Origin of the sequence: Pseudogulbenkiania sp. NH8B (assembly GCF_000283535.1) — a bacterium.
GTDB classification, from domain to species: Bacteria; Pseudomonadota; Gammaproteobacteria; order Burkholderiales; family Chromobacteriaceae; genus Pseudogulbenkiania; species Pseudogulbenkiania ferrooxidans.
On sequence record NC_016002.1, the window covers coordinates 4,292,610 to 4,319,567 of the forward strand.

20 protein-coding genes are annotated in these 26,958 nt (G+C 70.1%); 3 read left to right on the forward strand and 17 right to left on the reverse strand.

The annotated features are described in order from the left end of the window. Positions 1-91: 91 nt before the first annotated feature. The 9 genes from NH8B_RS19870 to NH8B_RS19910 form a co-directional block, all read right to left on the reverse strand. Entirely contained in the window at positions 92-1,231 is a 1,140-nt protein-coding gene (locus tag NH8B_RS19870; RefSeq protein ID WP_014088835.1) for an ABC transporter ATP-binding protein, read from the reverse strand. Beyond that, a complete protein-coding gene (locus NH8B_RS19875) occupies positions 1,231-2,859 on the reverse strand; it encodes an alpha-glucosidase family protein (RefSeq protein ID WP_014088836.1) in 1,629 nt (542 codons plus the stop codon). Before NH8B_RS19875 ends, NH8B_RS19870 begins: the two co-directional genes overlap by 1 nt. A 6-nt stretch (positions 2,860-2,865) precedes the next feature. Continuing rightward, positions 2,866-3,696 (reverse strand): carbohydrate ABC transporter permease, encoded by an 831-nt coding sequence (locus NH8B_RS19880; RefSeq protein WP_008955467.1) that lies wholly within the window; start codon positions 3,694-3,696, stop codon positions 2,866-2,868. A gap of 1 nt (position 3,697) precedes the next feature. Next, positions 3,698-4,642, reverse strand: a complete 945-nt coding sequence (locus NH8B_RS19885; protein WP_014088837.1) for a carbohydrate ABC transporter permease — start codon at positions 4,640-4,642, stop codon at positions 3,698-3,700. 263 nt (positions 4,643-4,905) lie between these two features. Continuing rightward, positions 4,906-6,174 carry an ABC transporter substrate-binding protein gene (locus NH8B_RS19890; RefSeq protein WP_014088838.1) on the reverse strand — a complete coding sequence of 423 codons (1,269 nt, stop codon included), beginning with the start codon at positions 6,172-6,174 and terminating at the stop codon, positions 4,906-4,908. Positions 6,175-6,347: 173 nt separating this feature from the next. Continuing rightward, complete coding sequence (locus NH8B_RS19895; protein ID WP_041703185.1) at positions 6,348-8,939, reverse strand: hybrid sensor histidine kinase/response regulator; 2,592 nt, start codon at positions 8,937-8,939, stop codon at positions 6,348-6,350. Positions 8,940-8,947: 8 nt separating this feature from the next. Further along, positions 8,948-9,676 (reverse strand): response regulator, encoded by a 729-nt coding sequence (locus NH8B_RS19900; protein WP_008955471.1) that lies wholly within the window; start codon positions 9,674-9,676, stop codon positions 8,948-8,950. A gap of 65 nt (positions 9,677-9,741) precedes the next feature. Beyond that, positions 9,742-10,854 carry an NAD(P)/FAD-dependent oxidoreductase gene (locus NH8B_RS19905; RefSeq protein ID WP_014088841.1) on the reverse strand — a complete coding sequence of 371 codons (1,113 nt, stop codon included), beginning with the start codon at positions 10,852-10,854 and terminating at the stop codon, positions 9,742-9,744. Positions 10,855-11,097: 243 nt separating this feature from the next. Next, on the reverse strand, positions 11,098-12,531 hold the full coding sequence (locus tag NH8B_RS19910) for an aminotransferase-like domain-containing protein (RefSeq protein WP_014088842.1): 1,434 nt from the start codon (positions 12,529-12,531) through the stop codon (positions 11,098-11,100). A 253-nt stretch (positions 12,532-12,784) separates the two neighbouring features. On the opposite strand from NH8B_RS19910, the gene NH8B_RS19915 reads away from it, so the two are divergent. Continuing rightward, on the forward strand, positions 12,785-13,969 hold the full coding sequence (locus NH8B_RS19915; RefSeq protein WP_014088843.1) for a benzoate/H(+) symporter BenE family transporter: 1,185 nt from the start codon (positions 12,785-12,787) through the stop codon (positions 13,967-13,969). On the opposite strand, the gene NH8B_RS19920 is transcribed toward NH8B_RS19915, so the two are convergent. After that, positions 13,926-14,903, reverse strand: coding sequence for a LysR family transcriptional regulator (locus NH8B_RS19920; protein WP_014088844.1), 978 nt, complete (start codon positions 14,901-14,903; stop codon positions 13,926-13,928). The genes NH8B_RS19915 and NH8B_RS19920 overlap by 44 nt on opposite strands. A 394-nt stretch (positions 14,904-15,297) precedes the next feature. Here NH8B_RS19920 and NH8B_RS19925 point away from each other — a divergent pair, with 394 nt between their 5' ends. After that, positions 15,298-16,902 (forward strand): methyl-accepting chemotaxis protein, encoded by a 1,605-nt coding sequence (locus tag NH8B_RS19925; protein WP_041703669.1) that lies wholly within the window; start codon positions 15,298-15,300, stop codon positions 16,900-16,902. 98 nt (positions 16,903-17,000) lie between these two features. Continuing rightward, positions 17,001-18,389, forward strand: a complete 1,389-nt coding sequence (locus NH8B_RS19930; RefSeq protein WP_014088846.1) for an aminopeptidase P family protein — start codon at positions 17,001-17,003, stop codon at positions 18,387-18,389. Between the two features lie 258 nt (positions 18,390-18,647). On the opposite strand, the gene NH8B_RS19935 is transcribed toward NH8B_RS19930, so the two are convergent. From NH8B_RS19935 to NH8B_RS19965, 7 genes are all read right to left on the reverse strand, one after another. Continuing rightward, on the reverse strand, positions 18,648-19,058 hold the full coding sequence (locus NH8B_RS19935; RefSeq protein ID WP_014088847.1) for a hypothetical protein: 411 nt from the start codon (positions 19,056-19,058) through the stop codon (positions 18,648-18,650). Positions 19,059-19,179: 121 nt separating this feature from the next. Further along, positions 19,180-21,264 carry a mechanosensitive ion channel family protein gene (locus NH8B_RS19940; protein WP_008955479.1) on the reverse strand — a complete coding sequence of 695 codons (2,085 nt, stop codon included), beginning with the start codon at positions 21,262-21,264 and terminating at the stop codon, positions 19,180-19,182. Further along, entirely contained in the window at positions 21,258-22,043 is a 786-nt protein-coding gene (locus NH8B_RS19945) for a hypothetical protein (RefSeq protein ID WP_014088848.1), read from the reverse strand. The genes NH8B_RS19940 and NH8B_RS19945 overlap by 7 nt, the downstream gene beginning before the upstream one ends. Further along, the gene (locus tag NH8B_RS19950) at positions 22,033-23,178 is read right to left on the reverse strand and encodes a glycosyltransferase family protein (RefSeq protein WP_014088849.1); all 1,146 of its coding nucleotides are present in this window, start codon (positions 23,176-23,178) and stop codon (positions 22,033-22,035) included. Before NH8B_RS19950 ends, NH8B_RS19945 begins: the two co-directional genes overlap by 11 nt. Beyond that, a complete protein-coding gene (locus NH8B_RS19955) occupies positions 23,175-24,353 on the reverse strand; it encodes a glycosyltransferase family protein (RefSeq protein WP_014088850.1) in 1,179 nt (392 codons plus the stop codon). The genes NH8B_RS19950 and NH8B_RS19955 overlap by 4 nt, the downstream gene beginning before the upstream one ends. After that, the gene (locus NH8B_RS19960; protein WP_014088851.1) at positions 24,325-25,536 is read right to left on the reverse strand and encodes a glycosyltransferase family 4 protein; all 1,212 of its coding nucleotides are present in this window, start codon (positions 25,534-25,536) and stop codon (positions 24,325-24,327) included. Before NH8B_RS19960 ends, NH8B_RS19955 begins: the two co-directional genes overlap by 29 nt. Then, positions 25,506-26,786, reverse strand: coding sequence for a glycosyltransferase family 4 protein (locus NH8B_RS19965; protein ID WP_014088852.1), 1,281 nt, complete (start codon positions 26,784-26,786; stop codon positions 25,506-25,508). Before NH8B_RS19965 ends, NH8B_RS19960 begins: the two co-directional genes overlap by 31 nt. Positions 26,787-26,958: the final 172 nt, after the last annotated feature.

A 26,958-nucleotide genomic window follows, 5' to 3' on the forward strand; every position in this document is an offset into this window, starting at 1 on the left:
AAGGGGGTGCCGCCGTTTTTTTGCTTGTGGTGATTCAGAGTGGCTAACAAAACCCGGTGCAACGACGCCAAGAGGGTTCTGTTAGCGGCGCTCAGTGGGTGGCCAGGGCGGCCGGCGTCACGTCGTGCCGGCTCAGCCGCGGCAGCGCGTCGCCCTCGGCGTCGAACACGTGCAGGCGCGGTGCCGGCAGCGCGAACGGCAGCGTGTCGCCGATGGCGGCCTGCTGCTCGCTCAGCTTGGCGATCAGCGGCGTGGCGCCGAGCGGGGTCTCGAGGTAGGCGTAGCTGTGTTCGCCCAGGTGTTCGAGGTGGATGACGCGGCCCTTGAGCGGGCCTTGGCCGACGCTGATGTGCTCGGGACGGATGCCCAGCGTCACGCTGCTGCCGGCCGGGAGCGCGCTGGCGTCGGCGGCGGCGGGCAGGGTGATGCCGCCGGCGCTGCAGGCGAGACCATCGGCGCCGGCGTGTTGCAGCGTGGCGTCGATGAAGTTCATCGACGGCGAGCCGATGAAGCTGGCGACGAAGCGGTTGCGCGGATGGTGGTAGAGCTCGAGCGGGTGGCCGACCTGGGCGATGCTGGGCACGCCGTCCTGCCCGGCCAGGGGCTTGAGCAGCACGATCTTGTCGGCCAGCGTCATCGCTTCGGTCTGGTCGTGCGTGACGTAGATCATGCTGGCGCGGCCCAGGGAGCGGTGCAGGCGGGCGATCTCGACGCGTGTCTTGACGCGCAGCGAGGCGTCGAGGTTGGAGAGCGGCTCGTCGAACAAGAACACCTTGGGCTGGCGCACGATGGCGCGGCCGATCGCCACGCGCTGGCGCTGGCCGCCGGACAGCGCGCCCGGCTTGCGCTCGAGCAGCGCGGCCAGGTGCAGCGATTCGGCCGCGGCGCGCACGCGGCGGTCGATCTCTGCCTCGCCGAGCTTGAGGTGGCGCAGGCCGAAGGCCATGTTGTCGTACACCGTCATGTGCGGGTAGAGCGCGTAGCTCTGGAACACCATGGCGACATCGCGCTTGGCCGGCGCCAGGTCGTTGACGCGCACGCCGTCGATGTGGATGTTGCCGGCGCTGGTGTCTTCCAGCCCGGCGATCAGACGCAGCAGGGTGGACTTGCCGCAGCCGGAGGGGCCGATGAAGACGCAGAACTCGCCGGCTTCCACGGTCAGCTGGATGTCGGCCAGGATAGGGGTGTCGCCGAAGCGTTTCTGGACATTATCGAGACGAATCTGGCACATCATGCTTCTCCTGCAGTGAGACGGAGGAAGGCGGCGGAAAGCGGCGGCAAGGTCAGTTCCGTGCCCGCGAGGTCGGCGTCGAAACCGTTGCCAGCGAGCAGCTGGGCGTGGCCGGGAAGCGGCAGCGTGGCGGGGCGGTCGGACAGGTTGAACAGGCACTGGATGCGGTCGCCGTCGAGTTCGCGCACCAAGGCCAGGACCTGTTCGTGCGGCGCCAGCAGCGTCATGCTGCCAAGCCGCAGCGCCGGATACGCGCGGCGCCATTCGATCAGATGACGGTAAAACGCCAGCGTCGAGTCAGCACGGGCTTCTTGATGGGCCACCGTGCGTTCGAGGTGCTGCGGCGACACCGGCAGCCACGGCGTGCCGTTGCTGAAACCGCCGTTGGCACTGGCGTCCCACGCCATCGGGGTGCGGCAGCCGTCGCGTCCCTTGTACTCGGGCCACATGGTCTTGCCGTACGGGTCCTGCAGCCGTTCGAACGGCACCTCGGCCTCGGTCAGGGCCAGTTCCTCGCCCTGGTACAGGCACAGCGCGCCGGGCAGCGCCAGCAGGAACGCCAGCAGCAGCCTGGCGCGCGCCTCGGGATTGCCGCCCAGCGCCTGCCAGCGGCTGACGATGCGCGGCACGTCGTGGTTGCCGAGCGACCAGCAGGCGTACGCGTCGCCGGCTTCGTGCAGGTAGTCGGCCAGCACGCCGTGCAGGTACGGCGCGGCGCAGTGCTCGGTGAGCAGCGTGAACACGTACGCCATGTGCAGGTGCGCGTCGCCCCGGGTGTAGGCGGCCAGCGTCGGGTATTGCAGGTCGTCGCCGATCTCGCCGACGGTAACCGCGCCCGGGTACTGGTCGATCAGCTGGCGCAGCCGCGCCAGGAACAGCAGGTTCTCCGGCTGGGTCTTGTCGTAGAGGTGGCGCTGGTGGGTGTAGGGGTTGCTGCGCGGCGCGCCCGGGCTGTCCATCTCGGCCGGACGCGGCGGATTGTTGCGCAGCTGCGCGTCGTGGGTGCCGAAGTTGATCGCGTCGAGGCGGAAGCCGTCCACGCCGCGCTCCAGCCAGAAGCGCGCCACGTCGAGCAGCGCGTCCTGCACCGCGGGGTTGTGGAAGTTAAGGTCGGGCTGGCTGGCCAGGAAGTTGTGCAGGTAGTACTGCTCGCGCCGGGTGTCCCACTGCCAGGACGAGCCGCCGAATACGCTCAGCCAGTTGTTGGGCGGCGTGCCATCGGCTTGGGCGTCGGCCCACACGTACCAGTCGGCGCGCGCGTTGTCGCGGTTGGCGCGGCTCTCGACGAACCACGGATGCTGGTCCGAGGTGTGGCTCAGCACCAGGTCGATCAGCACCTTGAGGCCCAGTTCGTGGGCACGGGCCGCCAGCGCGTCGAAGTCGGCCAGGGTGCCGAACATCGGGTCGACGTCGCAGTAGTCGGCCACGTCGTAGCCGAAGTCGGCCATCGGGCTCTTGAAGAACGGCGAGATCCAGATCGCCTCGGCACCCAGGCCGGCGATGTGCGGCAGGCGGCGGGTGATGCCTGGCAGATCGCCGATGCCGTCGCCGTTGCTGTCCTGAAAACTGCGCGGATAAACCTGATAGATGACGGCGCCGCGCCACCAGTTCGGATTGTGCTTTTGCATGATGTCTTACCCCTTGACTGCGCCGGCGGTGAGGCCGGAGACGATCTGGCGCTGGCACAGCAGTACCAGCAGGATCAGTGGAACGGTCACGATCACCGAGGCGGCCATGATGGTGCCCCACGGTAGTTCGAAGCTGCTGCCGCCCGAGATCATCGAGATGGCCACCGGCACGGTGCGCTGCTCGGGCGAGATGGTGAAGGTGAGCGCGAACAGGAACTCGTTCCAGGCGCCGATGAACGCCAGCAGCGAGGTGGCCGCCAAGGCCGGCAACAACAGCGGCAGGAAGATGCGGAAGATCAGCGTGAACACGCCGACCCCGTCCATCAGCGCCGCCTCTTCCAGCTCCTTGGGCAGCTCGCGCATGAAGGTGACCAGCACCCAGATGGTGAACGGCAGCGTGAAGATCAGGTCGGTCAGCACCAGCGCGCCCAGGCGGTCGTACAGGCCGAGCGCGCGCACCAGTTCGAACAGGCCGGACAGGATGGCCACCTGCGGAAACATCGACACGCCGAGGATGGTCATCATCAGCACGCCGCGGCCGCGAAACGACACCCGGCCGAGCGCGTAGGCGGCCAGCACCGAGACGCCGAGCGACAGCAGCACCGCGCCGCCCGATACCAGCACCGAGTTGAGCAGGTAGGCGCCGAACGGCTGGTCCCGGAACAGGCTGGCGTAGTTGCTGAACGACGGGTGCGCCGGCCACAGCGAGGTCGAGAACAACTCGTTGCCGCGCTTGAGCGACGAGCTGATGGTGTAGAAGAACGGGAACAGGCTGATCACCATCACCAGCGCCACCGCGACGTAATACAGCAGGGTCTCTACCGGATGCTTTTTCATCTCATACTCCTTGCATGCGGCGGCGGGTGAAGGCCATGTAGCCGGCGGTGAACAGCACGATCACCAGGAACAGCACGGTGGCCGAGGCCGAGCCGAAGCCGACCTGCTGGAAGTCCACCAGCTGTTCGCGCACGTACACCGACATGCTCTTGGTCAGGCGGCTGTTCGAGGTCATCACGTAGATCAGGTCGAACACGCGCAGCGCATCGAGCGCGCGGAACACCATGGCCACCAGCACGGCGGGCAGGATCAGGGGCAGCGTGATGTGGCTGAACACGCGCAGCCGCGGCACGCCGTCGACGCGCGCGGCCTCGTAGCAGTCGGAGGGCACCATCTGCAGCGCGGCCAGCATCAGCAGCGCCATGAAGGGCGTGGTCTTCCACACGTCGACCAGGATGATGGTGAAAAACGTCAGGTCCGGATCGGCGATGAAGGCCAGCGGATGGTCGATCAGGCCGAGGCTTTGCAGCAGCACGTTGATCACGCCGTACTGGTCGTTGAGCATCCAGCTCCACATCTTGGCCGACACGATGGTCGGGATCGCCCACGGCACCAGTACGGCGGCGCGCAACAGGGTGCGCACGCGCGACGGCGTGTTGAGCAGCAGCGCCACGCCCAGCCCGAGCAGGGTTTCCAGCGTGACCGATATCACGGAGAAGCGCAGCGTGTTGGCCACCGCGCTCCACCACGCGGCATCGCGCAGCACGCCGTTCTCGCCGATATAGTTGTCCAGCCCGACGAACTGCAGCTGCGTCAGGTCGCCCAGCTGCGCATTGGTCAGGCTGAACCAGATGGTGCGCAGCAGCGGCCAGCCGGCGATGGCCAGCAGCACCACCAGCGCCGGCGCCACCAGCAGCCAGGCCGTGCGCTGGCGCGAGCGCTGCAGCGAGGACTCGGCGGAGCGCGCACGCACGGGGGCCGCCGAGGTCAGGGTTTGACTCGTCATGGGAGACTCTCCAGGGTGATTCCAATGCGCCTGAGAAACGCTAACGTTGTCGGCATGCGTTGTGCGGACTGCGTGCGAATCTATCGTTGGGCAAATCAACGATTTGCACGCAGAGATTCGCTCAGCGAGCACTGGCCGTAGCGCGTGTACTGTCTGCGGCCCCGCTCAACTTGCCTTCGCGTTTTCGTTCCTCATGCTTTTTGGAACAAGAAAAGGCCCGCGCCCCGCTGTGCGGAGAGCGATGACGCGGGCGAAGGGGAGAATTACTTGGCGGCGACGAAGCCTGCCGGAGCCAGCCGCTTGAGCGTGCCGTCCAGCTGCGCCAGCGCGTCGGCCGACTTGGCGTTGCCCGATAGCACGTCGTGGGCGGCGTTCCAGAACTGGTTGCTCACCTGGTTGTACTTGCTGGTGGTCACGGTGGACGGGCGCGGCACGGCGCTGGCGAAGGTGGGGTAGAGCTCGGCCATGAACGGACTGGCCTTGATGATGTCCGGGTCCTTGTACAGGGCCGGAATGGTGGGGTTGAACGAGCCCGCGATGGCGCGGTACTTCTGCGCTTCTGCGCTGGTCAGGTACAGCAGCAGGTCGGCGGCCAGCTTGGGGTTCTTCGAGTAGCGCGACACCGCCAGTTGCCAGCCGCCCAGCGTGGCGGCATGGCGGCCGGCGTTGCCGCCCTTGGGCAGCATCATCACGCCGACCTTGCCCTTGACCGCGCTGCCGTCCTGGTTCATCACCGACCAGGCGTACGGCCAGTTGCGCATGAACACCGCGTTGCCGGACTGGAACACGCCGCGTGCCTCTTCTTCGGCAAAATTCAGCACCGCCTTGGGCGAAATGGTGCCCACCCACTTGGCGGCGGTGTCGAGCGCCTTGGCGGCGTTCGGGTTGCTGATGGTCACTTTGCCCTTGGCGTCGACGACGGTGCCGCCGTTGAAGCTCGACACCCACTCGAGCGCATTGCAGGTCAGCCCCTCGTAGGCACGCCCTTGCCAGACGTAGCCCCACAGCTTGTCGTTGCCGGCGGCGCGCTCCGCGTCCTGGATCTTCTTGGCTGCCACGGTCATCTCATCCCAGGTGGTCGGCGCTTTCAGGTGGTATTTGTCGAGCAGGTCCTTGCGGTAGTACATCATGCCAGTGTCGATGTACCAGGGCATGGCGACCAGCTTGCCCGCCACGGTGTTGTTGGCGACGATGCTGGCGAAGTGCTGCTTTTCCGCCCCCTTGCTGTAGGGCTTCAGGTCCAGCAGCTGGTTGGCCAGGATGCCGGGCCAGACCACGTCGATCTGCAGCACGTCGATCTTGTCCGAACCGCTGCCGAGCAGTTGCTGCAACAGCGCCAGTTGCTCGTTCGAGTCGTTCGGCGTTGCCACGAACTGCACTTCGTTGCCGGTCTTCTTGGCCCATTCCTTGGCCGAGTCCATGCACACATTCTGGCCCGGTCCCGGCGCGCCGCATTCGAGACGCAGGGTGGCGGCTTCGGCGGTGCCGGCCAGCGCCAGCACGGCGGCGGCGCTCATCAACGCGATTTTCATGACGGGTCTCTCCTCCTTGTTGTGGTCGACATCGCGTCGTGTGCCGGGGTGTGGCGCGGCTGACTCACGATGCCCTGTACCCATCTAACCGCGCTGGCGTTAATGGCAAATTTCATGGTGCGGGGTGCGGCGTTAACAATTGCAACAGGGCGGCTTCGGCCAACCTTGGCGGCTTAGCCGGCGTCCCGGGCCAACAGCCGAGCCAGTTCCGGCAGGGTGTAGGGCTTGGCCAGGAACGGCGCGCCGGCCGGCCAGTCGCTGCGCCGGGCGTGGTATTCCGGCGGCAGGCCGGAGGTCAGCACCACCGCCAGGCCGGGATGCGCCTGCTGCAGGCGGCGGTAGAGGCGCACGCCGTCGCCGCCCTCGCCCAGCATCACGTCCGACAGCACCAGCTCGGCCGCGCCGCCGGCGGCGAGCCAGTCCAGCGCCGCCGCCTCGCCGGCCACCGCGTGCACCGTGGCGCCCAGTTGCTGCAGCAGCGCCACGGCGGTGTCGCGCACGTCGGCGTCGTCGTCCACCAGCAGCACGTTCCGTGGCGGCAGCGTGGCCGGCAGCGCGGCGGGACCGCGCTCCAGGGGGCAGTGCGGCGCGGCGGGCGGCAGCCACAGCGAGATCGTGGTGCCCTGGCCCGGAGTGCTGTCGATGCCGACGTCGCCGCCGCTCTGGCGCAGGAAGCCGTACACGATGGACAGCCCGAGCCCGCTGCCCTTGCCCTGTTCCTTGGTGGTGAAGAACGGTTCCAGCACGTGCGGCAGCACCTCGGGCGGGATGCCGCGCCCGGTGTCGCGCACGGAGAGGCACAGCGCCGGGCCGGACAGCGGCGTGGCGCCGTCGTCGCGGCGCGCAGTGATGTCGAGCCGGCCGCCGTCCGGCATCGCCTGCGCCGCGTTGAGCGCCAGGTTGAGCACGGCGTTTTCCAGCTGGCCGCGGTCGACGCAGACGCGCAGCCCGGGTTCGGCCTGCACGGTCACGGTGATACCCTCGCCGACGCTGTATTCGATCAGGTCGAGCATTTCCTGCAGCATGTCGTCGAGGTCGACGATCTCCGGCGTGAGCGGCTGGCGCCGGGCGAAGGCCAGCAGCCGGCGCGTCAGCGCCGCCGCCTTGTTGGCGGCGCCGTGGGCGCGTTCCAGGCGGCGGCGCGCGTCGTCGGGCAGGTCGTCGCGCTGCTCCAGCAGTTCGAGGTTGCCGAGGATCGCCACCAGGAAGTTGTTGAAGTCGTGCGCCACGCCGCCGGTGAGCTGGCCCAGCACCTCCATCTTCTGCATCTGCTGCAGCTGCGCCTCGGCGACGCGGCGCGCCGAGACGTCGCGGCACACCGCCACCCAGCCGCCCTCCGGCATGGCGCGGCTGCGGAATTCCAGCACGCGGCCGCCGGGCAGGTGCAGCTCGGCGGCGCTGGCGATGCGCTCGCGGCCGTCGGCGGTGTGCGCCGCGGTATCGGCCGCCACCGCCTGCCAGCGCGTGCCGGCGGGCATCGCGGTGCGCAGCGCGGGGTAGGGCAGGCCGCTGCTGAGCCGCGCCGGGTCGATGCCGAGCAGGGCCGGGAACTGCGGGTTCCACACCATCAGCGCGCCGTCGGCGTCGTACACCGAGAGGCCGTCGTTCATGCTGGCGAACACCGTCTGCAGCAGCCGGCGCTGCGCCTCCAGCCCCTGCGCCAGGCGCTGCTTTTCCAGCAGGTTGTCGCGGAACACCTGGAACGCCCGCGCCAGCTCGCCGATCTCGTCGGCGCGTTCGGTGGCGGGGGTGGCCTGGGCGGTGTCGCCGGCGGCGAGCCGGCTCATCACGCGCGAGATCGACTGCATCTGCCGCGCCACGCGCCGCACGTAGCCCGCCGCCAACAGCGCCACCAGCACGCCGACCGCCGCCAGCACGGTGAGTCCGCTGATGCCGGAGCGGATGGTGACCTGCACGCGGCGGCTGCGATTGTCGGCCAGCGCGCGCAGTTCCTGCACGTAGGCGGCGGTGCGCTGGCTGAGCTGCACCGCGTTGCTGCGGTAGAGCTGCAGCAGCAGCGCTATGCGTTCGTCGGTGGCGAGCACCTGGCGGCGCTGCTCGAACAGGTTCTGCGGCGTGCAGCAGATCACGTCCAGCTCGGTGTGGAGCCAGGGCGGCAGGTAGCGCGTCTCGCCGCGCCGCTGCATCGCCAGCAGCAGCGCTTCGGCGTCGGCTTCCAGCGCGCCCAGCGCGGCGCGGTCGCGCGCCAGCGGCACCGCCTGCAGTGTGTGCCACAACGGCAGCAGGGTCGGCGCGCGGCGCACCACGCCGCCGTGGCCGAGCTGGTCGAGCAGGTGATCGAGGCGCAGGCGGTAGGCGTCGAGCGCCTGCTGGTGGTGGCGCTTGTCGCCGGACAACAGCAGCAGCTGCTCGAGGTCGCGTCCGGCGCCGTCCAGCATGCTGCTGACCGCGAGGCGGCGGTCGGCCTGCGGCGGCAGTGCCAGCGACAGGCGCTGGATGTCGCCCATCAGCGCCTGCAGCCGCTGCACGTCGTCGGGCAGGGTGTCGGGGGCGTAATTGTCGGCCAGGTTGGGGGCGATGGCGGCCACCTGCGACACCTTTTCCGCCAGCTCCAGCACGCGCGCCAGCTCCGGCATCACCTCCTCGCGAAAGCCGGTGAGGGTGTCGAGCGTGGTGCGCATGCCGCTGACGCCGACCAGGGTCACCGCCAGCATCAGCACGAACATCGCCGCGAACGCCGCCTGCAGCCGGGTGCGGATCGGCTGCGACCAGGCGGAACACAACAGGCGCGAGGGGGACGGCACGGCGGACCTCAAGGGCGGCTGACCGCGGCGCGGAACTGGTAGCCCAGGCCGCGCTCGGTGCAGATCAGTTCGGGGTGGCGCGGGTTCGGCTCGATCTTGCGCCTGAGGCGCAGGATCAGCACGTCGATGGTGCGGTCGTACACCTCGGTGTCGAGGCCGCGTGTCTGCTCCAGCAGCTGCTCGCGGCTCCACACCCGCTGCGGGTGGCGCACCAGCGTGGCCAAGAGCGAGAACTCGCCCTGCGTCAGCGCGCACGGCGTGCCGTCCGGCTGGCGCAGCTCGCGCGCGGTCAGGTCGAGCAGCCAGCCGTTGAAGGCGTAGCACTCGTGCGCCTCGCCCGGGTGGCGCTGCAGCGGGATCGACAGCTCGGTGGTGCGGCGCAGCGCGGCGCGCACGCGCGCCAGCAGTTCGCGCCCGGAGAACGGCTTGGTCAGGTAGTCGTCGGCGGCCAGTTCCAGCCCCAGCACGCGGTCGGTCTCGTCGCCCTTGCCGCTCATCATGATGATCGGCACGGCGGACTGGCCGCGCAGCTCGCGCGCCAGCATCAGGCCGTCCTCGCCCTTGAGCCTGAGGTCGAGGATCACCAGCGCGAAGCGCTGTGCGGCCAGGGCCTGGCGCATCGCCGCGCCGTCGGCCACGCCGTGCGGGGCGAAGCCGCCGTCCTCCAGCAGCGCGCCGAGCCAGTCGCGCACCTCGGTCTCGTCGTCGACGATCAGGATGCGGTGCTTGTCGTCCATGCGGGGGCTCCTCCTCCTTTTTGCCTTGTTCTTATCAGAAAGCGCGGCGCGATGTGTTTCAATTGTTACACGGCGCCTGGCGCCAGCCGCCGCGCCACTTCGTCGGCCAGCGCGAGGCAGCTGGTCAGCCCCGGCGATTCGATGCCGTAGAGGTTGATCAGCCCCGGCACGCCGTGTTGGCGCTCGTCCTGGATCACGAAATCGGCATCGGCCTGGTCCGGCGCGGCGAGCTTGGGGCGGATGCCGGCGTAACCCGGCTGCAGCGCGCCGTCCGGCAGCGCCGGCCACCACTGGCGGATGCTCTGGTAGAAGCAGCCCGCGCGCGCCGGGTCGACACGGTAGTCCACCGCATCTACCCACTCCACGTCCGGGCCGAAGCGCGCCTGGCCGGCGAGGTCGAGCGTGAGGTGGGTGCCCAGTCCGCCCGCCACCGGCAGCGGGTAGATCAGGTGCGAGAACGGCGCGCGTCCGCTCAGCGTGAAGTACACGCCGCGCGCGTAATGCAGCGGGGGAATGGAGTCTGCCGGCAGGCCGTCGATGGCCGCCGCGACGCGCTGCGCCCACAGCCCGGCGGCGTTGACCACGCGACGCGCGTGCAGGTAGTACGGGGTGTCGCTGCCGATGGTGAGCACCAGGCCGTCCGGCTCGATGCGCCCGCCGACCACCGGCGAGGCCAGCGCCAGGAGCGCGCCGGCGGCTTCGGCGTCGGCCAGCAGCGCCAGCATCAGGGCGTGGCTGTCGACGATGCCGGTGGCGGGCGACAACAGCGCGGTGTGGCCGGCGAGCGCCGGCTCCAGGTCGGCGAGCTCGGCCTGTTCCAGCCAGCGCAGGTCGCTCACGCCGTTGGCGGCGGCGCGTTGGGCGATGTGCGTCAGCCGCGGCGCGTCGCCGGCCTGGGTGGCGACCAGCAGCTTGCCGAGGCGGCGGTGCGGCACCGCGCGCGCGGCGCAGTAGCGGTACAGCGATGCGCGCCCGGCCAGGCACAGCCGCGCCTTGAGCGAGCCGGTCGGGTAGTAGAGCCCGGCGTGGATCACCTCGCTGTTGCGGCTCGAGGTGTGGTGGCCGAAGGCGGCTTCGGCTTCGGCGACGATGACTTCATGTCCTTGCAGGGCCAGCGCGCGCGCCACCGCCAGGCCGATGACGCCGGCGCCGATCACCAGGGTGTCGATGTGGTCCATGGTCGTTTCCTCAGAACCCGTTCACGATCTTGCTGCGCCTCCCTGATCGGGGCTCATGTGCACTGCGTGCGAATCTATCACTGAGCCAATCACTGCGTGCCAATCTTCGATTGGCTCAGCGAGAGAATGGCACGTAGTGATTGGCTCAGCGATCGGGAATCCTCATGTCCTCCAGTACATTCCGACTTCTGCGCTGCTTTTCACCCCGCTGAGGGCTGCTCGCGACAGATCGTGAACAGGTTCTCAATCCTGTCCGGCCAGCTGCGCGGTGGCCAGGCGGCCGAGCAGGGTGATGGCGTCGGCCAGTTGCCCGCTCCAGGGTTGGCCGAAGTTGAGGCGCAGGCAGTGGCTGAAGCGCGGCTCGGCCGAGAACAGCAGGCCGGGGGCAAAGCTGATCGACTGCGCCAGCGCGGCTTCCAGCAGCCGCGCGGTATCCACCCCCTCCGGGCATTCCACCCACAGCAGCAGCCCGCCCTGCGGCCGGCGCACGCACGTGCCGTGCGGGAACGCCGCCAGCACCGCGTCGGCGGTGGCCTGCATCTGCTGCGCCAGCTGCTGGCGCAGGCGCTGGCTGGTGCGCGCGTAATCGCCCGCCGCGAGCATGTCGGCCAGCACCACCTGCAGCAGCGACGAGCTCACCAGCGAGCTGCTTTCGCGCAAGCGGGTCAGCGCCGCGTGGTGACGGCCGCCGGCGAGCCAGCCCAGGCGGAACGACGGCGCGAAGCTCTTGGTGAACGAGGCGCAGTAGATCACCTCGCCGTCGCGGTCCCAGGCCTTGAGCGGGGTGGGACGGCGGGGGCCGAAGTAGAGGTCGCCGAACACGTCGTCCTCGATGATCGTCACGCCGTGCCGGCGCGCCAGCTGCAGCAGGCGCTTCTTGTTGTCGTCCGGCATCAGCGCCCCGGTGGGGTTCTGGAAGTGCGGCACGGTGACCAGGCACCGCACCGCCGGGCCGTGGCGCAGCGCGAACTCCAGCGCCTCCAGCGACAGCCCGGCGTCCGGCGTGCAGGGAATCTCCAGCGCCTTCAGGCCCAGGCTCTCCAGCGTCTGCAGCAGGCCGAAGTAGACCGGGGTTTCCACCGCCACGGTGTCGCCGGGGCGGGTGAGCAGGCGCAGCGCCAGGCTGATGGCCTCGGTGATGCCCTGGGTCATCAGGATGTCGCCGGGGGTGAGATCGAGCTCGGCGCCGGCGGCGAGGCGGGCGATCTCGCGCTTGAGCCGGGTCTGTTCGGATTCGGCGAGGTAGGCGCCGATCAGCTCCGGCTGGCGCAGCAAGGTGTGCTGCAGGCGGCGCGCCAGCTCGGCGGTGGGGTAGAGCGCGGTGGCGGCCTCGGCCATGTGCAGCTGCAGCGCGAGGCGCGAGCCGGACAGGCGCAGCAGGTGCGAGACGCGGCTGTCGACCCGCACCAGCGCCGCCGGCGCCGGCAGCGGCGCGCTCTGCTCGGGGTGGGCCGCGCGGCGCGGCAGAGCGGCGTAGAAGCCGGCGCGCGGGCGCGCCACCACGCTCTGGCGCTGTTCCAGCAGGCGGTAGGCGGCGAGCGCGGTCAGGGTGTTGACGCCGTAGTGTTCGGCCAGGCGGCGCACCGCCGGCAGGCGGCTGCCGGGGACGAATTCGCCGGCGTCGAGGCGGGCCTGCAGCTCGGCAGCGATGCGCTGGTAATGCGGAGTGGCGTTCATCGTCTTGTTATATAGAACAGATCGCGCCCAGCCTAAGCTGTTTGGCGCGTTGTGTGAAGGCGGCGTCGCGCGGCGGGACTACGCTGGGGCCATCGATGACATCTGAGCGGTTAACCAACCCCGTGCAGCGGTCCTGGCCCGGCGTGTGGCTGCCGCCCGTACACCCAGTACGGCAAATGCGCGCCCAGCGATGTATCCGCATGCGCACAGCAATGCCAAGTGGGTTGTGTTGGCGGCTCCAAGGAGCAGAACCATGACGTTTTCCCCCTGGCGCGATCTGTCGCCTTCGGCCGTCCTCGCCGCGGTGCTTGCACTGCTGGTGGGGTATTCCGGCCCTTTTCTCATCATCGTGCACGCCGCGCAGTCGGCGGGCCTGAGCGCCGCCCAGCTCGGTTCCTGGGTGTGGGCGGTGTCGATCGGCTCCGGCGTCGCCGGCTTGTGGCTGTCGCTGCGCTGGAAGGCGCCGGTGATCACCGCCTGGTCGACGCCGGGCGCGGCGCTGCTGCTGGCGGCGCTGCCCGGCGTGCCGTACCCCGAGGCGGTGGGCGCCTTCCTGGCGGCGGCGGTCATCGTCACCGCGATCGGTGCTTCCGGGCTGTTCGACAGGATCATGAAGGTGTTCCCGCCGGCGCTGGCGGCGGCGCTGTTGGGCGGCATCCTGTTCCGCTTCGTCGCCGAGCTGGCCGGGGCGGCCAGCCATGACGCGGCGCTGGTGCTGCCGATGGCGGCGGCGTTCTTCCTCGGCCGACGGTTGTTCCCGCGCTACGCCTTGCCGCTCGCGCTGGCGCTGGGGTTCGCCATCGCCGGCGTGCAGGGCCTGTTCGGCGCGCTGCCGGCGTGGCAGGGCGGCGCCGGGCCGCAGTTCACCCTGCCGGCATGGTCGTGGACGGCCTTCGTCAACCTCGCCATTCCGCTCGCGCTGGTGGCGCTGACCGGGCAGTTCCTGCCGGGCATGGCGGTGCTGGCCTCGTCCGGCTACCGCATTCCGGCGCGCTCGCCGGTCACTGCGCTCGGATTGATGTCGATCGTCACCGCGCCCCTGGGCGGACACGGCGTGGTGCTGGCGGCGATCACCGCGGCGATCTGCACCGGGCCCGAGGCGCACCCGGACCCGGCGCGGCGCTACATGGCCGGGGTGGTGTGCGGCGTGTTGTACCTCCTCTTGGGGCTGGCCGGCGGGGCGCTGGCGGCGCTGATCCTGACCCTGCCCAAGGCGCTGGTGGCCGCCGCCGCCGGACTGGCGTTGTTCGGCACGCTGGCCTCCTCGCTCGCCACCGCGCTGGGCGACGAGCGCCAGCGCGAGGCGGCGCTGCTCACCTTCGTGGTGGCGGCCTCCGGCGTCACCATCGCCGGGCTCGGCGCCCCGTTGTGGGCCTTGCTGGCGGGCGGGGCGGTCAGTGGCCTGCTGCGCTGGCGTTGGCGCCTGGCTCCGGCCTGACGCCCGCAGCATGCCGCCGCCCTGCGGCGGTGCCGCTGTCACGCCGGCCGGCATTGCCGAAGTGTTGCGTCAGGTACTGGTGCAGCCGCTGGCTGGCGGGGCTGTCGCCGGCGCCGGGCGTCTTGATCCAATAGGAGTGGGCACAGCCGACTTGATGCTCGTTGAACGGCACCAGCTGCCCGAGAACCAGCTCACTCTCCAGCATCACCGGGTCGCACAGGGCCAGTCCCAGGCCCTTGCAGGCCGCGCTCAGCGTCGATTTCGGGGAGTCGCATACCAGCCGTTCGTTGCTGCCCGGCAGCGGGTTGGCCTCCAGCCAGCGGTTCCAGCTGTGCTGCCAGATCTGCTGGTTGGGCTGCTGGAAGATCAGCAGGCGCAAGCGGCTGGTGTCGCCGCTGTGGGCGAACAGTTCGGCCACCGGCGGCGCGCAGAACGCCTGCAGGCGCACCGAGCGCAGCAGCTCGCCGTCGAAGCCCGGCCATGAACCATCTCCCCAGCGCACCTCGCACGACACCGGCGGCATGTCCCTGTCGTTCTGCCGCTCGGGCGAGCTGATGATGATCTTGTCGGCTTCGCTGATGAACTCGATCTCCCGCAGGCGCGGAATCAGCCACTGGCTGGCAAAAAAGACCGGGCAGCGAATATGCAGCACCTGTCGCGCCGTGGCCTCGTTGATCTGCCCGATGGCTTTTTCCAGCGTATCGAAGGCCTGGCTTGCCGCCGCCAACAGCTGCTGTCCTGCCGGCGTCAACACGATCCGTTTCTGATTGCGGTCGATCAGTTTCTGGCCCAGCGCCGTTTCCAGTGTCTTGACTTGCCGGGACAGCGCGCTTTGCGTCAGGCCCAGCGCCGACGCGGCTTGGGTGAAGCTGAGGGTGCGGCCCACCGCCTCGAAAATTTTGAGGGCATTGAGAGACGGTAATTGTCTTTTCATTAATTTTTGTTTATTCAAATGGGATGCGTGAGGACTGTATTTTTTATGCCGGCTGTGCGTCAATTATGTACTTTTTGATTTCTATTACAAATCAGCCGCAGGATTAATTAGTGAATTCCGAAAACGCATCGATGGCGGTGAGAAAAAATCAACCTATGAGATTCGTGCACGGCCAGAGTAGAGCGCTTGTCCTTTTTGTCATGAACAGAATGACGGCGTTATGGCCCGATGGCCGGAGTGTGAAAATTGCCAATGCCGCGGCATGGCGGGAGTTGTTGCTGTTTTGCACCAAAATGCGGGCGGGTGGCGTGGCGGGATGGAATGCAAACGTTTGTTTTGGAAGGACGGACTGTGCCGCTCTTCCCGAGGGTTTTCCAGTGAGCCGAGGTGAATGATGAAAATCACAACGCGTTTGATACTGGCGTTCCTGATCGGGGTGCTGCTGGTGATCGCGGCGGGAGGGCTGGCGGTATGGCAGCTGTCCCGGGCGCAAATCCGTATCGAAGGGTTCACGACGGACATCATGCCCAGCGTCAAGATCCTGGTCGCCGCCAAGGATGCCACGGCCAATGCCCGGGTGGCGGTGTGGAAGCACATCGCCACCGCGGACCCGGCGAAGAAGGCCGAGTACGAGAGCCAGATCCGGCAGAGTTTCAGCGCCATCGACACGCAGCTCGCGGCCTACGAGTCGCTGGTCAGCGACGCCGAGGACCGCGCCGCGCTGGCGGCGGACAAGGCGACGTATGCGGCCTACAAGCAGGAGATGGACCATACGCTGGGGGCGTCGCGCAGCGGCGACACCAACGCCGCGGTCGCCTTCGCCGGCCGCGGCAAGGGTGCGGCACTGGCCGCCTCCTGGACGCAGCATATCGGTTACAACAACAGAATGGCCGTCGCCATGAAGCAGGACAACGACCGTGCCTACGCCCAGTCGTTGTGGCTGTCTTTCGGCCTGATGGCGCTGTCCGCGCTGCTGGCGCTGGTGTGGGGCGGGCTGCTGTGCCGCAACATCAAGCGCGGTCTCGGCGACCTGGCGAGCACGATGGAAACCATCAGCAGCCGGCTCGACTTCACCCTGCGCGCGCCGGGCGCGGGGCGGGACGAGATCGGCCAGGCCTCGCAGGCCTTCAACCGCTTGCTGGAGCGGCTGCAGTCCAGCCTGCGCACGCTGCAGCAAGGCGTGATGGCGGTGGCGGAATCGTCGCAGGAACTGCAGGCGGCGTCGCGCCAGGTGGCCCAGAGTTCGGACACGCAGAGCGCCTCGTCGGCGCAGATGGCCGCCGCGGTGGAAGAGATGACGGTCAGCATCAACCATGTCGCCACCCGCGCCGAGGAGGCGCAGCAGCTGGCGGGCGAGAGCGCCGGGCAGGCCGGCAACGGCCAGCAGGTGATCGGGCGCTCGGTGGCCGACATCCAGGCCATCGCCGCGACCGTGAGCGGCGCCTCGGAAGACATCGTCCAGCTCGAATCGCGCAGCCAGGACATCGCCTCGGTGGTGAGCGTGATCCGCGACGTGGCCGAGCAGACCAATCTGCTGGCGCTCAACGCCGCGATCGAGGCGGCGCGCGCCGGCGAGTCGGGGCGGGGCTTTGCCGTGGTGGCCGACGAGGTGCGCAAGCTGGCCGAGCGCACCGCCGCCTCCACCCAGGAGATCGGCGCCATCATCGCCGCCATCCAGCAGGTCTCCGGCAGCGTGGTGGGGCGCATGCAGCAGACCGTGCAGCAGGTGGAGCAGGGCCAGGAGGGCGTGCAGTCGGCGCAACAGAGCATGAGCAGCCTGCATCACGGCGCCAGCCAGAGCGCGCGCCTGGTGACGGAGATTTCCGACGCCATCCGCGAGCAGGGCATGGCCACCAACAGCATCGCCCAGCAGGTGGAAGTGGTGGCGCAAGGCGCGGAGGAAAACAGCTGCGCCGCCAGCCAGGCCGCCGCGCTGGCCGCGCGGCTGGAAGAGGTGGCGGGGAGCATGCGCCAAGAGGTCAGCGCCTACCGCGTGTGAGAGGCCCGGCGCTGGCGGGAGGGCGGCGGCGCGTGTACAGTTGAACGACTGTATACAATCCAGTGCCCCCGTTCCGTCACCCACAAGGTATCGACTCCATGTTTTCTGCTGACATCTACCTGCAGCGCCGTGCCCGCCTGCAGGCGGCGGGCCTGTCCGGCCTGTTGCTGTTCCCGGGCAACGTCGACGCACCGATGAACTACCGCGACAACATCTACCCCTTCGTGCAGGACAGCTCCTTCCGCTATTTCTTCGGCCTGAACGAGCCGGGGCTGGCCGGCGTGATCGACGCCGACAGCGGCGCGGTGACGCTGTTCGGGCGCGAGCCCGACGTCGCCGAGGTGGTGTGGACCGGGCCGCAGCCAAGCCTGGCCGAGCGCGCCGCCTCCGTTGGCGTCGCCGTGGCGCGGCCTTACGCCGAGCTGGCGGCGCTGGTGCGCGCGGCGCGCGGCGCCGGCCGTACCGTGCACTACCTGGCGCCGTACCGCGGCGAGACGCAGATCGAGCTGGGCCGGCTGCTGGCGTTGCCGCCGGACGAGCTGGGCGCCGGCGTCTCCGCCGCGCTGACCCGCGCCGTGGTGGCGCTACGCGAGATCAAGGGCGCCGAGGAAATCGCCGAGATGGAAGCGGCGCTCGCGGTGACGCACGCGATGCACCTGGCGGCGATGCGCGCGGCGCGGCCGGGCGTGGCCGAGCGCGCGGTGGTGGGCGAGATGGAAGGCATAGTGCGGCGCCACGACTGGCAGCTGGCCTACCCCAGCATCTTCTCGCGCCGCGGCGAGGTGCTGCACAACCATCACCACGACCAGGTGCTGGCGGCCGGCGACCTGGTGGTGAACGACAGCGGCGCGGCGAGCGCCAGCGGCTACGCCAGCGACATCACCCGCACGCTGCCGGTGGGCGGACGCTTCACGCCGCGTCAGCGCGCGCTGTACGACACGGTGCTGGCGATGCAGCTGGCCGCGCTCGACGCGATCCGCCCGGGCGTACCCTATCTCGAGGTGCACAAGCGCGCGGCGCGGGTGATGGTGGAGCGGATGACGGCGCAGGGCTTCTTCCACGGCGACGCCGACGCCATCGTCGACTCCGGCGCCTACGCCATCGCCTTCCCGCACGGCCTGGGGCACCAGATCGGCATGGACGTGCACGACATGGAGGGGCTGGGCGAGGACCTGGTGGGCTACGGCGGCGAGGTCGAGCGCAGCGCGCTGTTCGGTCTCGGCTACCTGCGTCTGGGCAAGCCGCTCAAGGCCGGCATGGTGATCACGGTGGAGCCGGGCATCTACTTCATCCCGGCGCTGATCGACGCCTGGCGGGCCGAGGGCCGCCACGCCGGGCTGATCGACTACGCGCGCTTCGACGACTACCGCGATTTCGGCGGCATCCGCATCGAGGACGACGTGCTGGTGACGGAACAGGGCTGCCGCGTGCTGGGCACGCCGATCCCGAAGACGGCGGACGAGGTGGAGGCGTCGATGGCGGGCTGAGAACCTGTTTACGATCTGCTGCGCGTCGGCGATACGGCGTTAAAAACGTCTCCGGAATGCTCATTTACCACGTGTAAACTCCGCTTCCTCAGCCATTTTTGCCTTGTCTCGCTCTAGCTCGCGAGATCGTAACCAGGTTCTGAACCGTCTCACCGCGCTCATCGACCAAAAGGTTGGCCGAAGCCCGTATGCGGGGCTTCGGCCAACCTTTTTGTTTTCAGCGCCGCCGCGCGCGCGGCGGCGGGGGGGGCGATGCGCTCAGAGGAAGCGTACCGGCTCGCCCTGATGATCGAACGCCAAGTAGCGCGACACGTCGCCGCCGGTCTGGATGGTCTGGATCATGCGCTTGAGCGGCTCTTCGGCGTCGTCGCTGCTGGGGGCCTGGCCGTTGGCGCCGCCGATGGCGGCGACGAACATGAGCTGCCAGGCCTCGCCGGTGCGCGCCGATTCCGCCTTGAGCGCGGCGAAGTTGGTGAGTTCGGCCGGGGTCTTGTCGACGCACAGCACCGGCTGCAGGATGCCGCCCTGGCCGGCGTTAAAGCGTTCGGCTTCGTGCGGGGCGTGGTCGTCGTGCAGCACCGAGCGCACGAACACGAACAGCAGGCGTTGCGGGTCGGGCTGCTGGCGTGCGGCGGCCAGCAGCGAGTCGAAATCGGTGATCTGGGTCATGACGCGGTATTCCAATACGGGCAGGGGGGAAGCTGCAGTGTAGCGCGACGGCGGCGGGTCCTTCGATACGCCCGACGAGGGGGAGGGGCTAGGCCGAACGGCGGAGGCCGGGCGCGGGGCGTCAGGGCGAATCCTCGTCGTCGATGCGGTTCTGCCGCTCCAGTTCGGCGGCCAGGATCGCCCCGGCGCTGGCGCCGGCCATCGCCGCCAGGCGCTGGCTGTCCTCCTCGGTCAGCTCGTGGGTGTCGTCGTAGCCCGCCAGCGGCGCCATGGGCGGGGGCGGCTTGGCCGGCGCCGGTACCGGCAGGATGACGTGGATCGCGCGGTGGGCGAACAGGATGCCGCGCGCCTCCAGCGCCTCCTTGACGCGGCGGTAGGCCTCGCGCCGGATCACCCACTGCTCGCCGGGGCGGGTGGTGAACTTCATGCGCACGATCAGCGCCGACTCCTCGATGCGCATCACCCCCTGCGACTTCAGGGGCAGGATGAAGTGCGGTCCCAGCTCGGGGTCGGCCAGCATCTCCTCGCCGACGCTCTTGATCACCTTGCGCACCGTCTCCAGGTCGACGTCGTAGGGCAGGCGGATCTCCAGCTTCATGGTCGCCCAGTCGCGGCTCATGTTGCGCACGGTGCGGATCGAGCTGTAGGGGATGGTCTGCAGCGCGCCCAGGTGGTGCCTGAGCTGCATCGAGCGGATCGACAGCCGCTCCACCGTGCCGCGCAAGTCGCCGGCCTCGATGTACTCGCCGCGGCGGAAGGCGTCGTCGAGCAGGAAGAAAATGCCGGAGATGACGTCCTGCACCAGCTTCTGCGCCCCCAGGCCGATGGCGATGCCGATCACCCCGGCGCCGGCCAGGAGCGGCCCGATCTCCACCCCCAGCGCGTGCAGCAGGCTCAGGGTCAGGATGATCAGCAGCAGGAAGAACAGCAGCGTGCGCAAGGGCGGCAGCAGCGTCTCGCGCCGGCTGCCGGCGGCGGCGCCCTCGCCCTCGTCGGCCAGGGTGCTCTGCACCTCCTGCTCCGGCGGCGGCAGCTGGCGCTCGATCTGCGACAGCAGCACCTCCCACACCATATAGGCCAAGAGCACGATCACCATGCTGTCGAGCAGCGACTTGAGCAGGCGGCTGATGCGGCCGTCGCCGCTCATGGTCATGGCGTCGTAGCCCAGCACGTCGGCCACGGTCAGCACCGCGACGGTGAGCATGATCAGCCTCAGCCCGCCCTGCATGATGCGGCGGAAGCGGCGTGAGCGCTGGGCGAAGGTATGGCTTTGCAGCCAGGGCAGCTGGCACAGCTTGTAGAGCGCGGCGGCGAACAGCCGGTCGATGATCGGGAACAGCAGCGTGAGCCACCATGGCCAGGACATCTTGGCGGCGTGCTGCAGGTTGCCGATGATCAGGCTGTGGCTCCACAGCAGCCAGATCGCCAGCAGCCACAGCGTCACCAGCAGCGGCCACGACTGGCTCAGGATGATGGCCAGGCCGTGTTCCCCGCCGTTGCGGTCGCGGCTTTGGAACAACTGCTCGATGGTGCCGCGCTGGAGCCAGACGAAGCCCAGCGCGAACAGGTTGAGGGCGAGGCCGGTGAGCACCTTGAGCAGGCGCACCAGCTCGCCGTCCATGCCGAGCCAGGCCAGGAAATCGGTGCCCTGGAAGCCGACGATGTAGAGCAGGGTGAAGGTCATCACGCCGCGGTGGAAGCCGATGGCCTGCTCGCAGGCGATCGGCAGCGGGCGGATGCCCTTGGCGGTGGGGGCGAACACCGCCTGCGACAGCACGCCCACGGCGCGGAAGGTCACCGTCGCCAGCAGCAGGCTGAACAGCAGCTTCGGCCGTACGTCGTTGGTGTTGCTGGTCAGCAGCAGCATGCCCTGCGCGGTGATCATGAAGATGCCGACGCACAGCAGCCGGAACAGCGTGCGCAGCAGCTGGTAGCCGATGCGGCTGCCGAGCCCGCTGGCCTGTTCGCGGCCGATGGCGTTGGCCAGCGCGCGGAAGCGGCGCCCGGCCAGGTACTCGGCCAGCATCGCCACCCCCACCACCAGCACGGTGATGCCGGCAAAACGGTCCCAGCCGGCGGCGGTGATGTCGTGGTCGATCTGCTGCGCGATCAGTTGCAGCTCGCCGGCGGCGCGGCCGAGGATTTGCTGGATGATCCACAGCACGTCGGCGATCTGGTTGGTGCTGTTGAAGAGCTCGTTCAGCATGGCGGCGCGCCCTCCGCCACAGCGGCATGCCACAATGCCGCCGGATCGTGCCAGGCGGCGGCGGGGTGGGCGGCCAGCAGCGCCAGCAGGCGCGCGGCACCGTCCCAGATGGCGGCGTCGTGCACGCGGTGGTGGCTCATGATGCCGCTGGGTTCCAGGGCGTCGGCCTCGCCGCGGCGCCGCGCCGCGAGGTGGCGCGCCAGCGCCGCCGCCAGCGCCGCGTCGCCGGCGTACTGGCGGCTGCGCCAGTCGATCAGGTCGGCGTGCACGTTGACCACGGCGAGATCCGGGCGCGCCCGACGCGGGCCGAGGGTGGAGAGCCCGGTCAGCCCCGCCTCGGACAGGCGCGGAATCCAGCCGGGGTGGAGGCGGTTCCAGGGCGGCACCAGCACCGGGCGGAAACGTTGGCCGAAGGCCGCCGCCAGGCGCGCCCGCCCGTCCTCCAGCGCCGCGCGCAGCGCGTCCCACTGCCAGGCGGCGCCGAGCTCGCACTTGCGCTCGCCCGGCAGGGCGTGGTCGAGGTGGGCGATGCCGTGTTGCAGCACGCCGAGCGCGTGCCGGGCGGCGAGGGCGGCGGGCAGCGAGTCCTCCAGCGCGGCCGGGATCACCGCCAGCCACAACGGCACGGCGTGGGCATCGGCCAGCTCCAGCAGCCGTTGCAGCGCGGCACTGTCCGCCACCGCGTCGTCGTCGCGCCACCAGAAGGTGGCCGTCCGGCCGCTCTCGCCCCAGCGGTCGAGTTCCGCGCGCAGCACGGCAAAACCATCGTCACCCGCCATGGCCGGCCTCCTCGGCCCAGCGCCGCAGCAGCCGCGCGCTCTGCTCGGCGCCGTCCAGCCGGAGCGGCAGGCGGGTGGGCGGCAGGGTCAGCGCCTGCTCGATCTCCGCCGCCAGCGCCAGCGGGGTCAGCGCGTTCTCCTCCAGCAGCGCGACGCGTCCGCGCGCGGCCAGCGCCTCGGCGCGCAGGCGCTGCTCGGTCTGGTCCTCGCCCTGGAACGGCACCAGCACCGCCGGGCAGCCGGCGGCGAGTAGGTCGAGCACTGTGTTGTAGCCGGCCTGCGAGATCGACAGCGCCGCCACCGCCAGGCGCGGTGCGAAGTCGGCGCGCAGGTCCTCGACGATCACGCCGTCCGGCGCGTCGCGCTCCAGCGCCCGGCGCCGCGCCGCCTCCAGCCGCGGGCCGCACAGCAGGCGCCAGCGTCGCGCCGCGAGCCGGGTCAGCGGCCGCGCCGCCAGCGCGGTGGCGAGCAGCTCGGCGCCGACCGCGCCGCCGCCGGCCGAGACCAGCACCTCGCCGGCCGCCGCGGGGTCGTCCGACGGCGTCAGCGCGGCGCCGACGTAGCCGGTGTGGTGCACCCGCTCCGGCGGCAGCAGCGCCACCGGAAAGCTCGCCGCCAGCGGCAGGAACTCGGCGTCGCCGTGCACCAGCAGGTGGTCGAAGTCGCGCCGGAACCGCGCGGCGCTCTCCGTCTGGCGCTCGGGCGAACGCCCCTGCAGCACGTCGCGCACCGAGCAGATGACCAGCGGGCGCGGCGTCATGGCGTGCGCCGCCTCGATCAGGGGATCGAGCTCGAAGCGCAGGCGGCGCCGCCCGAACGGGTAGCTCTCGATCAGCAGCAGCGCCGGGCGCACCTGCTCCAGCGCCGCCAGCACGCGGTCGCGCCGCTCGGCCTCCAGTGCGGCGTCGAGCGGCCGGCCGTGGCGGTCGAGCAGGGTGGTGAAGCGGGCGTCGGCGCTGGTCAGCGGCGGCAGCGCGATGCGCCGGGCGGCGCCGAAATCGACCAGCACGCTGTCCTCGCCGCCCATCAGCATGTGCACCTCCAGGCCGTGCGCCTGGCACGCCCGCGCCAGCCGCCCGGCGCGCTGCAGGTGGCCGATGCCGAGCAGGCTCTGGACGTAGAACAGCAGCTTCACGAGGCGTGCTCCCGCACGATGGCGCCCACCCGCTTGCCGATGGTCTGCAGCCCGCACAGCATGTTGCGCCGTGCCGCGGCCGACGGCGGCGCTTGCTCCGGCAGGCGCTGCAGTGCCGCCACCATCGGCGCGGTGTCGCCCAGTTGCGCCGGGTCGAGCATGGTGGTCAGCCCCAGCGCAGTCGCCTTGCGCGCGCGGATCAGCTGCTCCAGGCGCGGCTCGGTGCGCGGCACCAGCAGGGCCGGCTTGTTGAACGACAATATCTCGCAGAAGGTGTTGTAGCCGCCCATCGCCACCACCGCGCGCGCCTGGTTCATCAGCGATTCGAACTGGGTGTCGAAGGTGGCGATCTGCACGTTGGGCAGCCGGGCGGCGCGCAGCCGGAACGCCTCCTGCTCGTGCGCCGACATGAACGGCCCCAGCATGAACAGCGCCGGCCACGGCAGCGCGGCGCCGCTCTCGTAGGCGCGCAGCACCCAGTCCACCATCTCGGCGCCGTCGCCGCCGCCGCCCGGCGTCACCAGCAGGTAGGGCTCGGGCAGCCCCTCCAGCAAGCCGGAGCTTTCATGCTCCGGCAGGTGGCGCGGCAGGTAGCCGGTGTACAGCATCTTGTCGTGGATGGCGGGGGTGATCGGCAGCCCGGTGAGCGGGTCGCCCATATTGCGGCTGCCGTACACCCAGATCTCGTCGTACAGGCTCTCCAGCGCCGGCAGCGCGTTCTTGGCCTGCCACTCGCGCGACAGCCGGTCGGCGTCGTCCATCACGTCGCGCAGGCCGAGGATGGTGCGGGTGCGGCGCGTGGCGAGCAGGTCGAGCGTGCTGGCCACCTCGCCCTTGAGCCCGAGCGGCTCCTTGTCGACGATGAACAGGTCCGGCTCGAACACGCGCGCGGTGTGCAGGATGATCGACTCGCGCAGCGCCAGCGTCTCCTTCAGGCTGATGTGCAGCTTGAGCGGGGTGTACTCGCCGTTGTAGAGCTTGATCACGCCGGGAATGCGCACGAAGTCGACACGCGCCTTGAAGTTGAAGTGGCCGGCGATCGGCGATCCGGTCAGGATCAGCACCGTCAGCGACTTGTAGCGCTCGACCAGGGCGTGCGCGATGGCACGGCAACGGCGCAGGTGACCGAGCCCGAACGAGTCGTGGCTATAGATCAGGATGCGGCTTTTCTTCATCGCGGGATACCTTGGCAGCAGCCGGGACGGCTTCTTCCGGTATAGCCGATGCCACGACGGGCGGGCCCGGCCAGTACGCCCGCAGCAGCGCGGCGGCGCGCCCCAGCGAGTGGTGCTCGCGCACGTAGTGTGGGCCGGCCTCGGCCATGGCGCGGCGCACCGCCCAGTCGTCCAGCAGCGTCGCCACCGCGGCGCTGAAGCGCTCGACGTTGCAATCGTGCACCAGCCGCCCGCTGGCGGCGTCGACGATGCCGGCCACGCCGGTGCCGTAACCGGCCACCACCGGGCAGCCGGCGGCCTGCGCCTCCAGCAGCGCCATGCCGAACGACTCGTTCACCGCCGGCCACACGCACAGCTGCGACGCCGCCAGCCACGGCGCCGCCGCGGGCGGGTCGAGCGCGCCCAGCCGCACCGCGCCGGGCAGGTCGGCGATCAGCGCGTCCAGTTCCGCCGCCGCCGCGCCGTCGCCGACGATCAGCCAGTGCAGATGGCGTCCCTCCGCCAGCAGCCGCCGGTAGCACGCCGCCATCAGCCGGTACGAGGCCATCTTGTCGCCCGGGCGCAGCATCGCCACGCTGATCAGCCAGGGCCGCGCCGGGTCGAGCCCGGCTTCGCGCGCCAGCTCCCCACGTGGGCGGCGCCGCGCCAACGTCGTGGTGTCGATGAACGGCGGCAGCCGGCGCAGCACCCGCAGCGGGTTGGCCAGGACCGTCGCCAGGCCGGGCTCGTCGCGCGGGTTGACGATGAAGATGCGCGCCGCCTGGCGGATCGCCGCCACGCAGTCGGACAGGTTGTCCTGCCACAGCCCGCCTTCCTGCTGCGGTGCGTGCGAGGCCTCGCACAGCAGGTAGGGAATGCCGAGCGCGCGGCACACCGCCGGGCCGATCCAGTCCGGCGCCTTGTGGTAGAGGTGGTAGGTGAACCAGGCCTGCGGCCGCTCCTCCGGCGGACGGGCGCGATAGGCGGCGATCAGCGCCGCGGCGCGGCGTTCGGCGCGCGCCTTGAGCCGCTGTTGCTGGCGCGGATCGCCGACGCCGTCGTAGCTGCGCAGGCTGGAGGCCAGCTCCACTTGCCAGCCGGCCAGGCGCAGACCGCGCAGCAGCAGCCGCGCCAGCGTGCGGTCGCCGGACGGCACCGGGTGGCGCGGCGATTTCAATGGGGCGTAGAAGGCGAGACGGGGCATGCTGCCTCCGTGGCGGAAAGAGGGGTGTCAAAACAGGCCAGCAGCCGCTCGATGCCACGTTCCATGGCGAACTCGCGGCGCACCCGGTCGGCGCCGGCCCGGGCCAGGCGCTGGCGCAGGCCGGGGTCGGCGCTCAGCCGCGCCAGCGCCGCGCCGAGCGCCGCCACGTCGCCGGGTTCCACCAGCACGCCGCTGACGCCGTCCTCGATCAGTTCGGGGATGCCCGACAGCCGCGTCGACAGGCAGCACACACCCTGGCTCTGCGCTTCCATCAGCACGTTGGGCAGGCCGTCGCGGTCGCCGTCGTCGACCACCTTGCACGGCAGCGCGAAGAGATCGGCCTGGCGGTAGGCCGCCAGCACCTCCTGCTGCGGCAGCGCGCCCAGCCAGCGGATGTTGCCGGCCAGCCCGAGCCGCTCCGCCTGGCGTTTGAGTTCCGGCAGCAGCGTGCCGCCACCGATGTGGCTCAGGCGCCAGTGCAGCCCGGGCGGCAGCGTCGCCAGCGCCGCGAGCAGGTCGTCGTAGCCCTTCTTGGCCACGGCGCGGCCCACCGACAGCAGCTCCACCGGGTGCGCCGGGTCGCTGCCGTCGCGCGCGGCCGGGGGCGGGGGGGGCGGCGGAAAGCGCGCGAAGCTGATGCCGTGGTAGACCAGATGCACCTTGCCGTGCCCCTCCGGCAACGCCGAGAGGTAGTCGTGGTTGGCGCGGGTGCAGGTGGCGAGCCACTGCATGTCGGCCAGTTTGGCGCGGATTTCCCATTCAGGCTGGGTCCACACGTCCTTGGCGTGCGCCGACGCCGCCCACGGCAGGCCGCTCAGGCGCGCGGCGTAGCGCGTCACCGAACCGGGGGTGTGGATGAAGTGCACGTAGAGCTGCTCGATCTCGGGCGGACACTCCGCCGCCAGCACCAGCGCCTGGCCGAAGCGGCGCACCCGGTTGGGGGTGAAGTCGCGCGCGAGGTCGGCGAGGAACAGCCGCCAGGTCGCCCACAGCGCCGCCGGCCGGCGCAGCGCCAGCAACGCGGCACGCAGCACGCGCCACGGCTGCTGGTACAGGTACTCCGGCAGATACACCACGCGGGCGCGGATCTCGTCGTGCACCGGGTGGCGCTCCAGGTCGGTGGGGTGGCGCAGCGAAAACAGCGTCAGCGTAAAGCCGCGCGCCTCCAGCTCGCGCAGCTCCTGCGCGATGAAGGTTTCGGAAAGGCGCGGGTAGCCTTTCAGGACGACGCCGAGGTGGCGGGTTGGCATGGCGAGATCGGTTCCCTGCTAGCAACGGACTCTTCTCCAGTATCGGCCACACGACGTAAAAAAACCGCCCTGCCGTTGCCGGCCGGGCGGTCGATCATGTCAGGCTTGGTCGAAGCCTATGGTGCAGGGGCTCCAAACGGGTGAAGAAAGTCGTCGCGAGCGCCCTCAGGCT

What these genes read in the sequence shown, in the direction of transcription:
- NH8B_RS19870 (WP_014088835.1), bottom strand. Translation starts at nt 1,231, where the DNA reads ATGTGCCAGATTCGTCTCGATAATGTCCAGAAACGCTTCGGCGACACC.
- NH8B_RS19875 (WP_014088836.1), bottom strand. Translation starts at nt 2,859, where the DNA reads ATGCAAAAGCACAATCCGAACTGGTGGCGCGGCGCCGTCATCTATCAG.
- NH8B_RS19880 (WP_008955467.1), bottom strand. Translation starts at nt 3,696, where the DNA reads ATGAAAAAGCATCCGGTAGAGACCCTGCTGTATTACGTCGCGGTGGCG.
- NH8B_RS19885 (WP_014088837.1), bottom strand. Translation starts at nt 4,642, where the DNA reads ATGACGAGTCAAACCCTGACCTCGGCGGCCCCCGTGCGTGCGCGCTCC.
- NH8B_RS19890 (WP_014088838.1), bottom strand. Translation starts at nt 6,174, where the DNA reads ATGAAAATCGCGTTGATGAGCGCCGCCGCCGTGCTGGCGCTGGCCGGC.
- NH8B_RS19900 (WP_008955471.1), bottom strand. Translation starts at nt 9,676, where the DNA reads ATGGACGACAAGCACCGCATCCTGATCGTCGACGACGAGACCGAGGTG.
- NH8B_RS19905 (WP_014088841.1), bottom strand. Translation starts at nt 10,854, where the DNA reads ATGGACCACATCGACACCCTGGTGATCGGCGCCGGCGTCATCGGCCTG.
- NH8B_RS19910 (WP_014088842.1), bottom strand. Translation starts at nt 12,531, where the DNA reads ATGAACGCCACTCCGCATTACCAGCGCATCGCTGCCGAGCTGCAGGCC.
- NH8B_RS19915 (WP_014088843.1), top strand. Translation starts at nt 12,785, where the DNA reads ATGACGTTTTCCCCCTGGCGCGATCTGTCGCCTTCGGCCGTCCTCGCC.
- NH8B_RS19920 (WP_014088844.1), bottom strand. Translation starts at nt 14,903, where the DNA reads ATGAAAAGACAATTACCGTCTCTCAATGCCCTCAAAATTTTCGAGGCG.
- NH8B_RS19925 (WP_041703669.1), top strand. Translation starts at nt 15,298, where the DNA reads ATGAAAATCACAACGCGTTTGATACTGGCGTTCCTGATCGGGGTGCTG.
- NH8B_RS19930 (WP_014088846.1), top strand. Translation starts at nt 17,001, where the DNA reads ATGTTTTCTGCTGACATCTACCTGCAGCGCCGTGCCCGCCTGCAGGCG.
- NH8B_RS19935 (WP_014088847.1), bottom strand. Translation starts at nt 19,058, where the DNA reads ATGACCCAGATCACCGATTTCGACTCGCTGCTGGCCGCCGCACGCCAG.
- NH8B_RS19940 (WP_008955479.1), bottom strand. Translation starts at nt 21,264, where the DNA reads ATGCTGAACGAGCTCTTCAACAGCACCAACCAGATCGCCGACGTGCTG.
- NH8B_RS19945 (WP_014088848.1), bottom strand. Translation starts at nt 22,043, where the DNA reads ATGGCGGGTGACGATGGTTTTGCCGTGCTGCGCGCGGAACTCGACCGC.
- NH8B_RS19955 (WP_014088850.1), bottom strand. Translation starts at nt 24,353, where the DNA reads ATGAAGAAAAGCCGCATCCTGATCTATAGCCACGACTCGTTCGGGCTC.
- NH8B_RS19960 (WP_014088851.1), bottom strand. Translation starts at nt 25,536, where the DNA reads ATGCCCCGTCTCGCCTTCTACGCCCCATTGAAATCGCCGCGCCACCCG.
- NH8B_RS19965 (WP_014088852.1), bottom strand. Translation starts at nt 26,786, where the DNA reads ATGCCAACCCGCCACCTCGGCGTCGTCCTGAAAGGCTACCCGCGCCTT.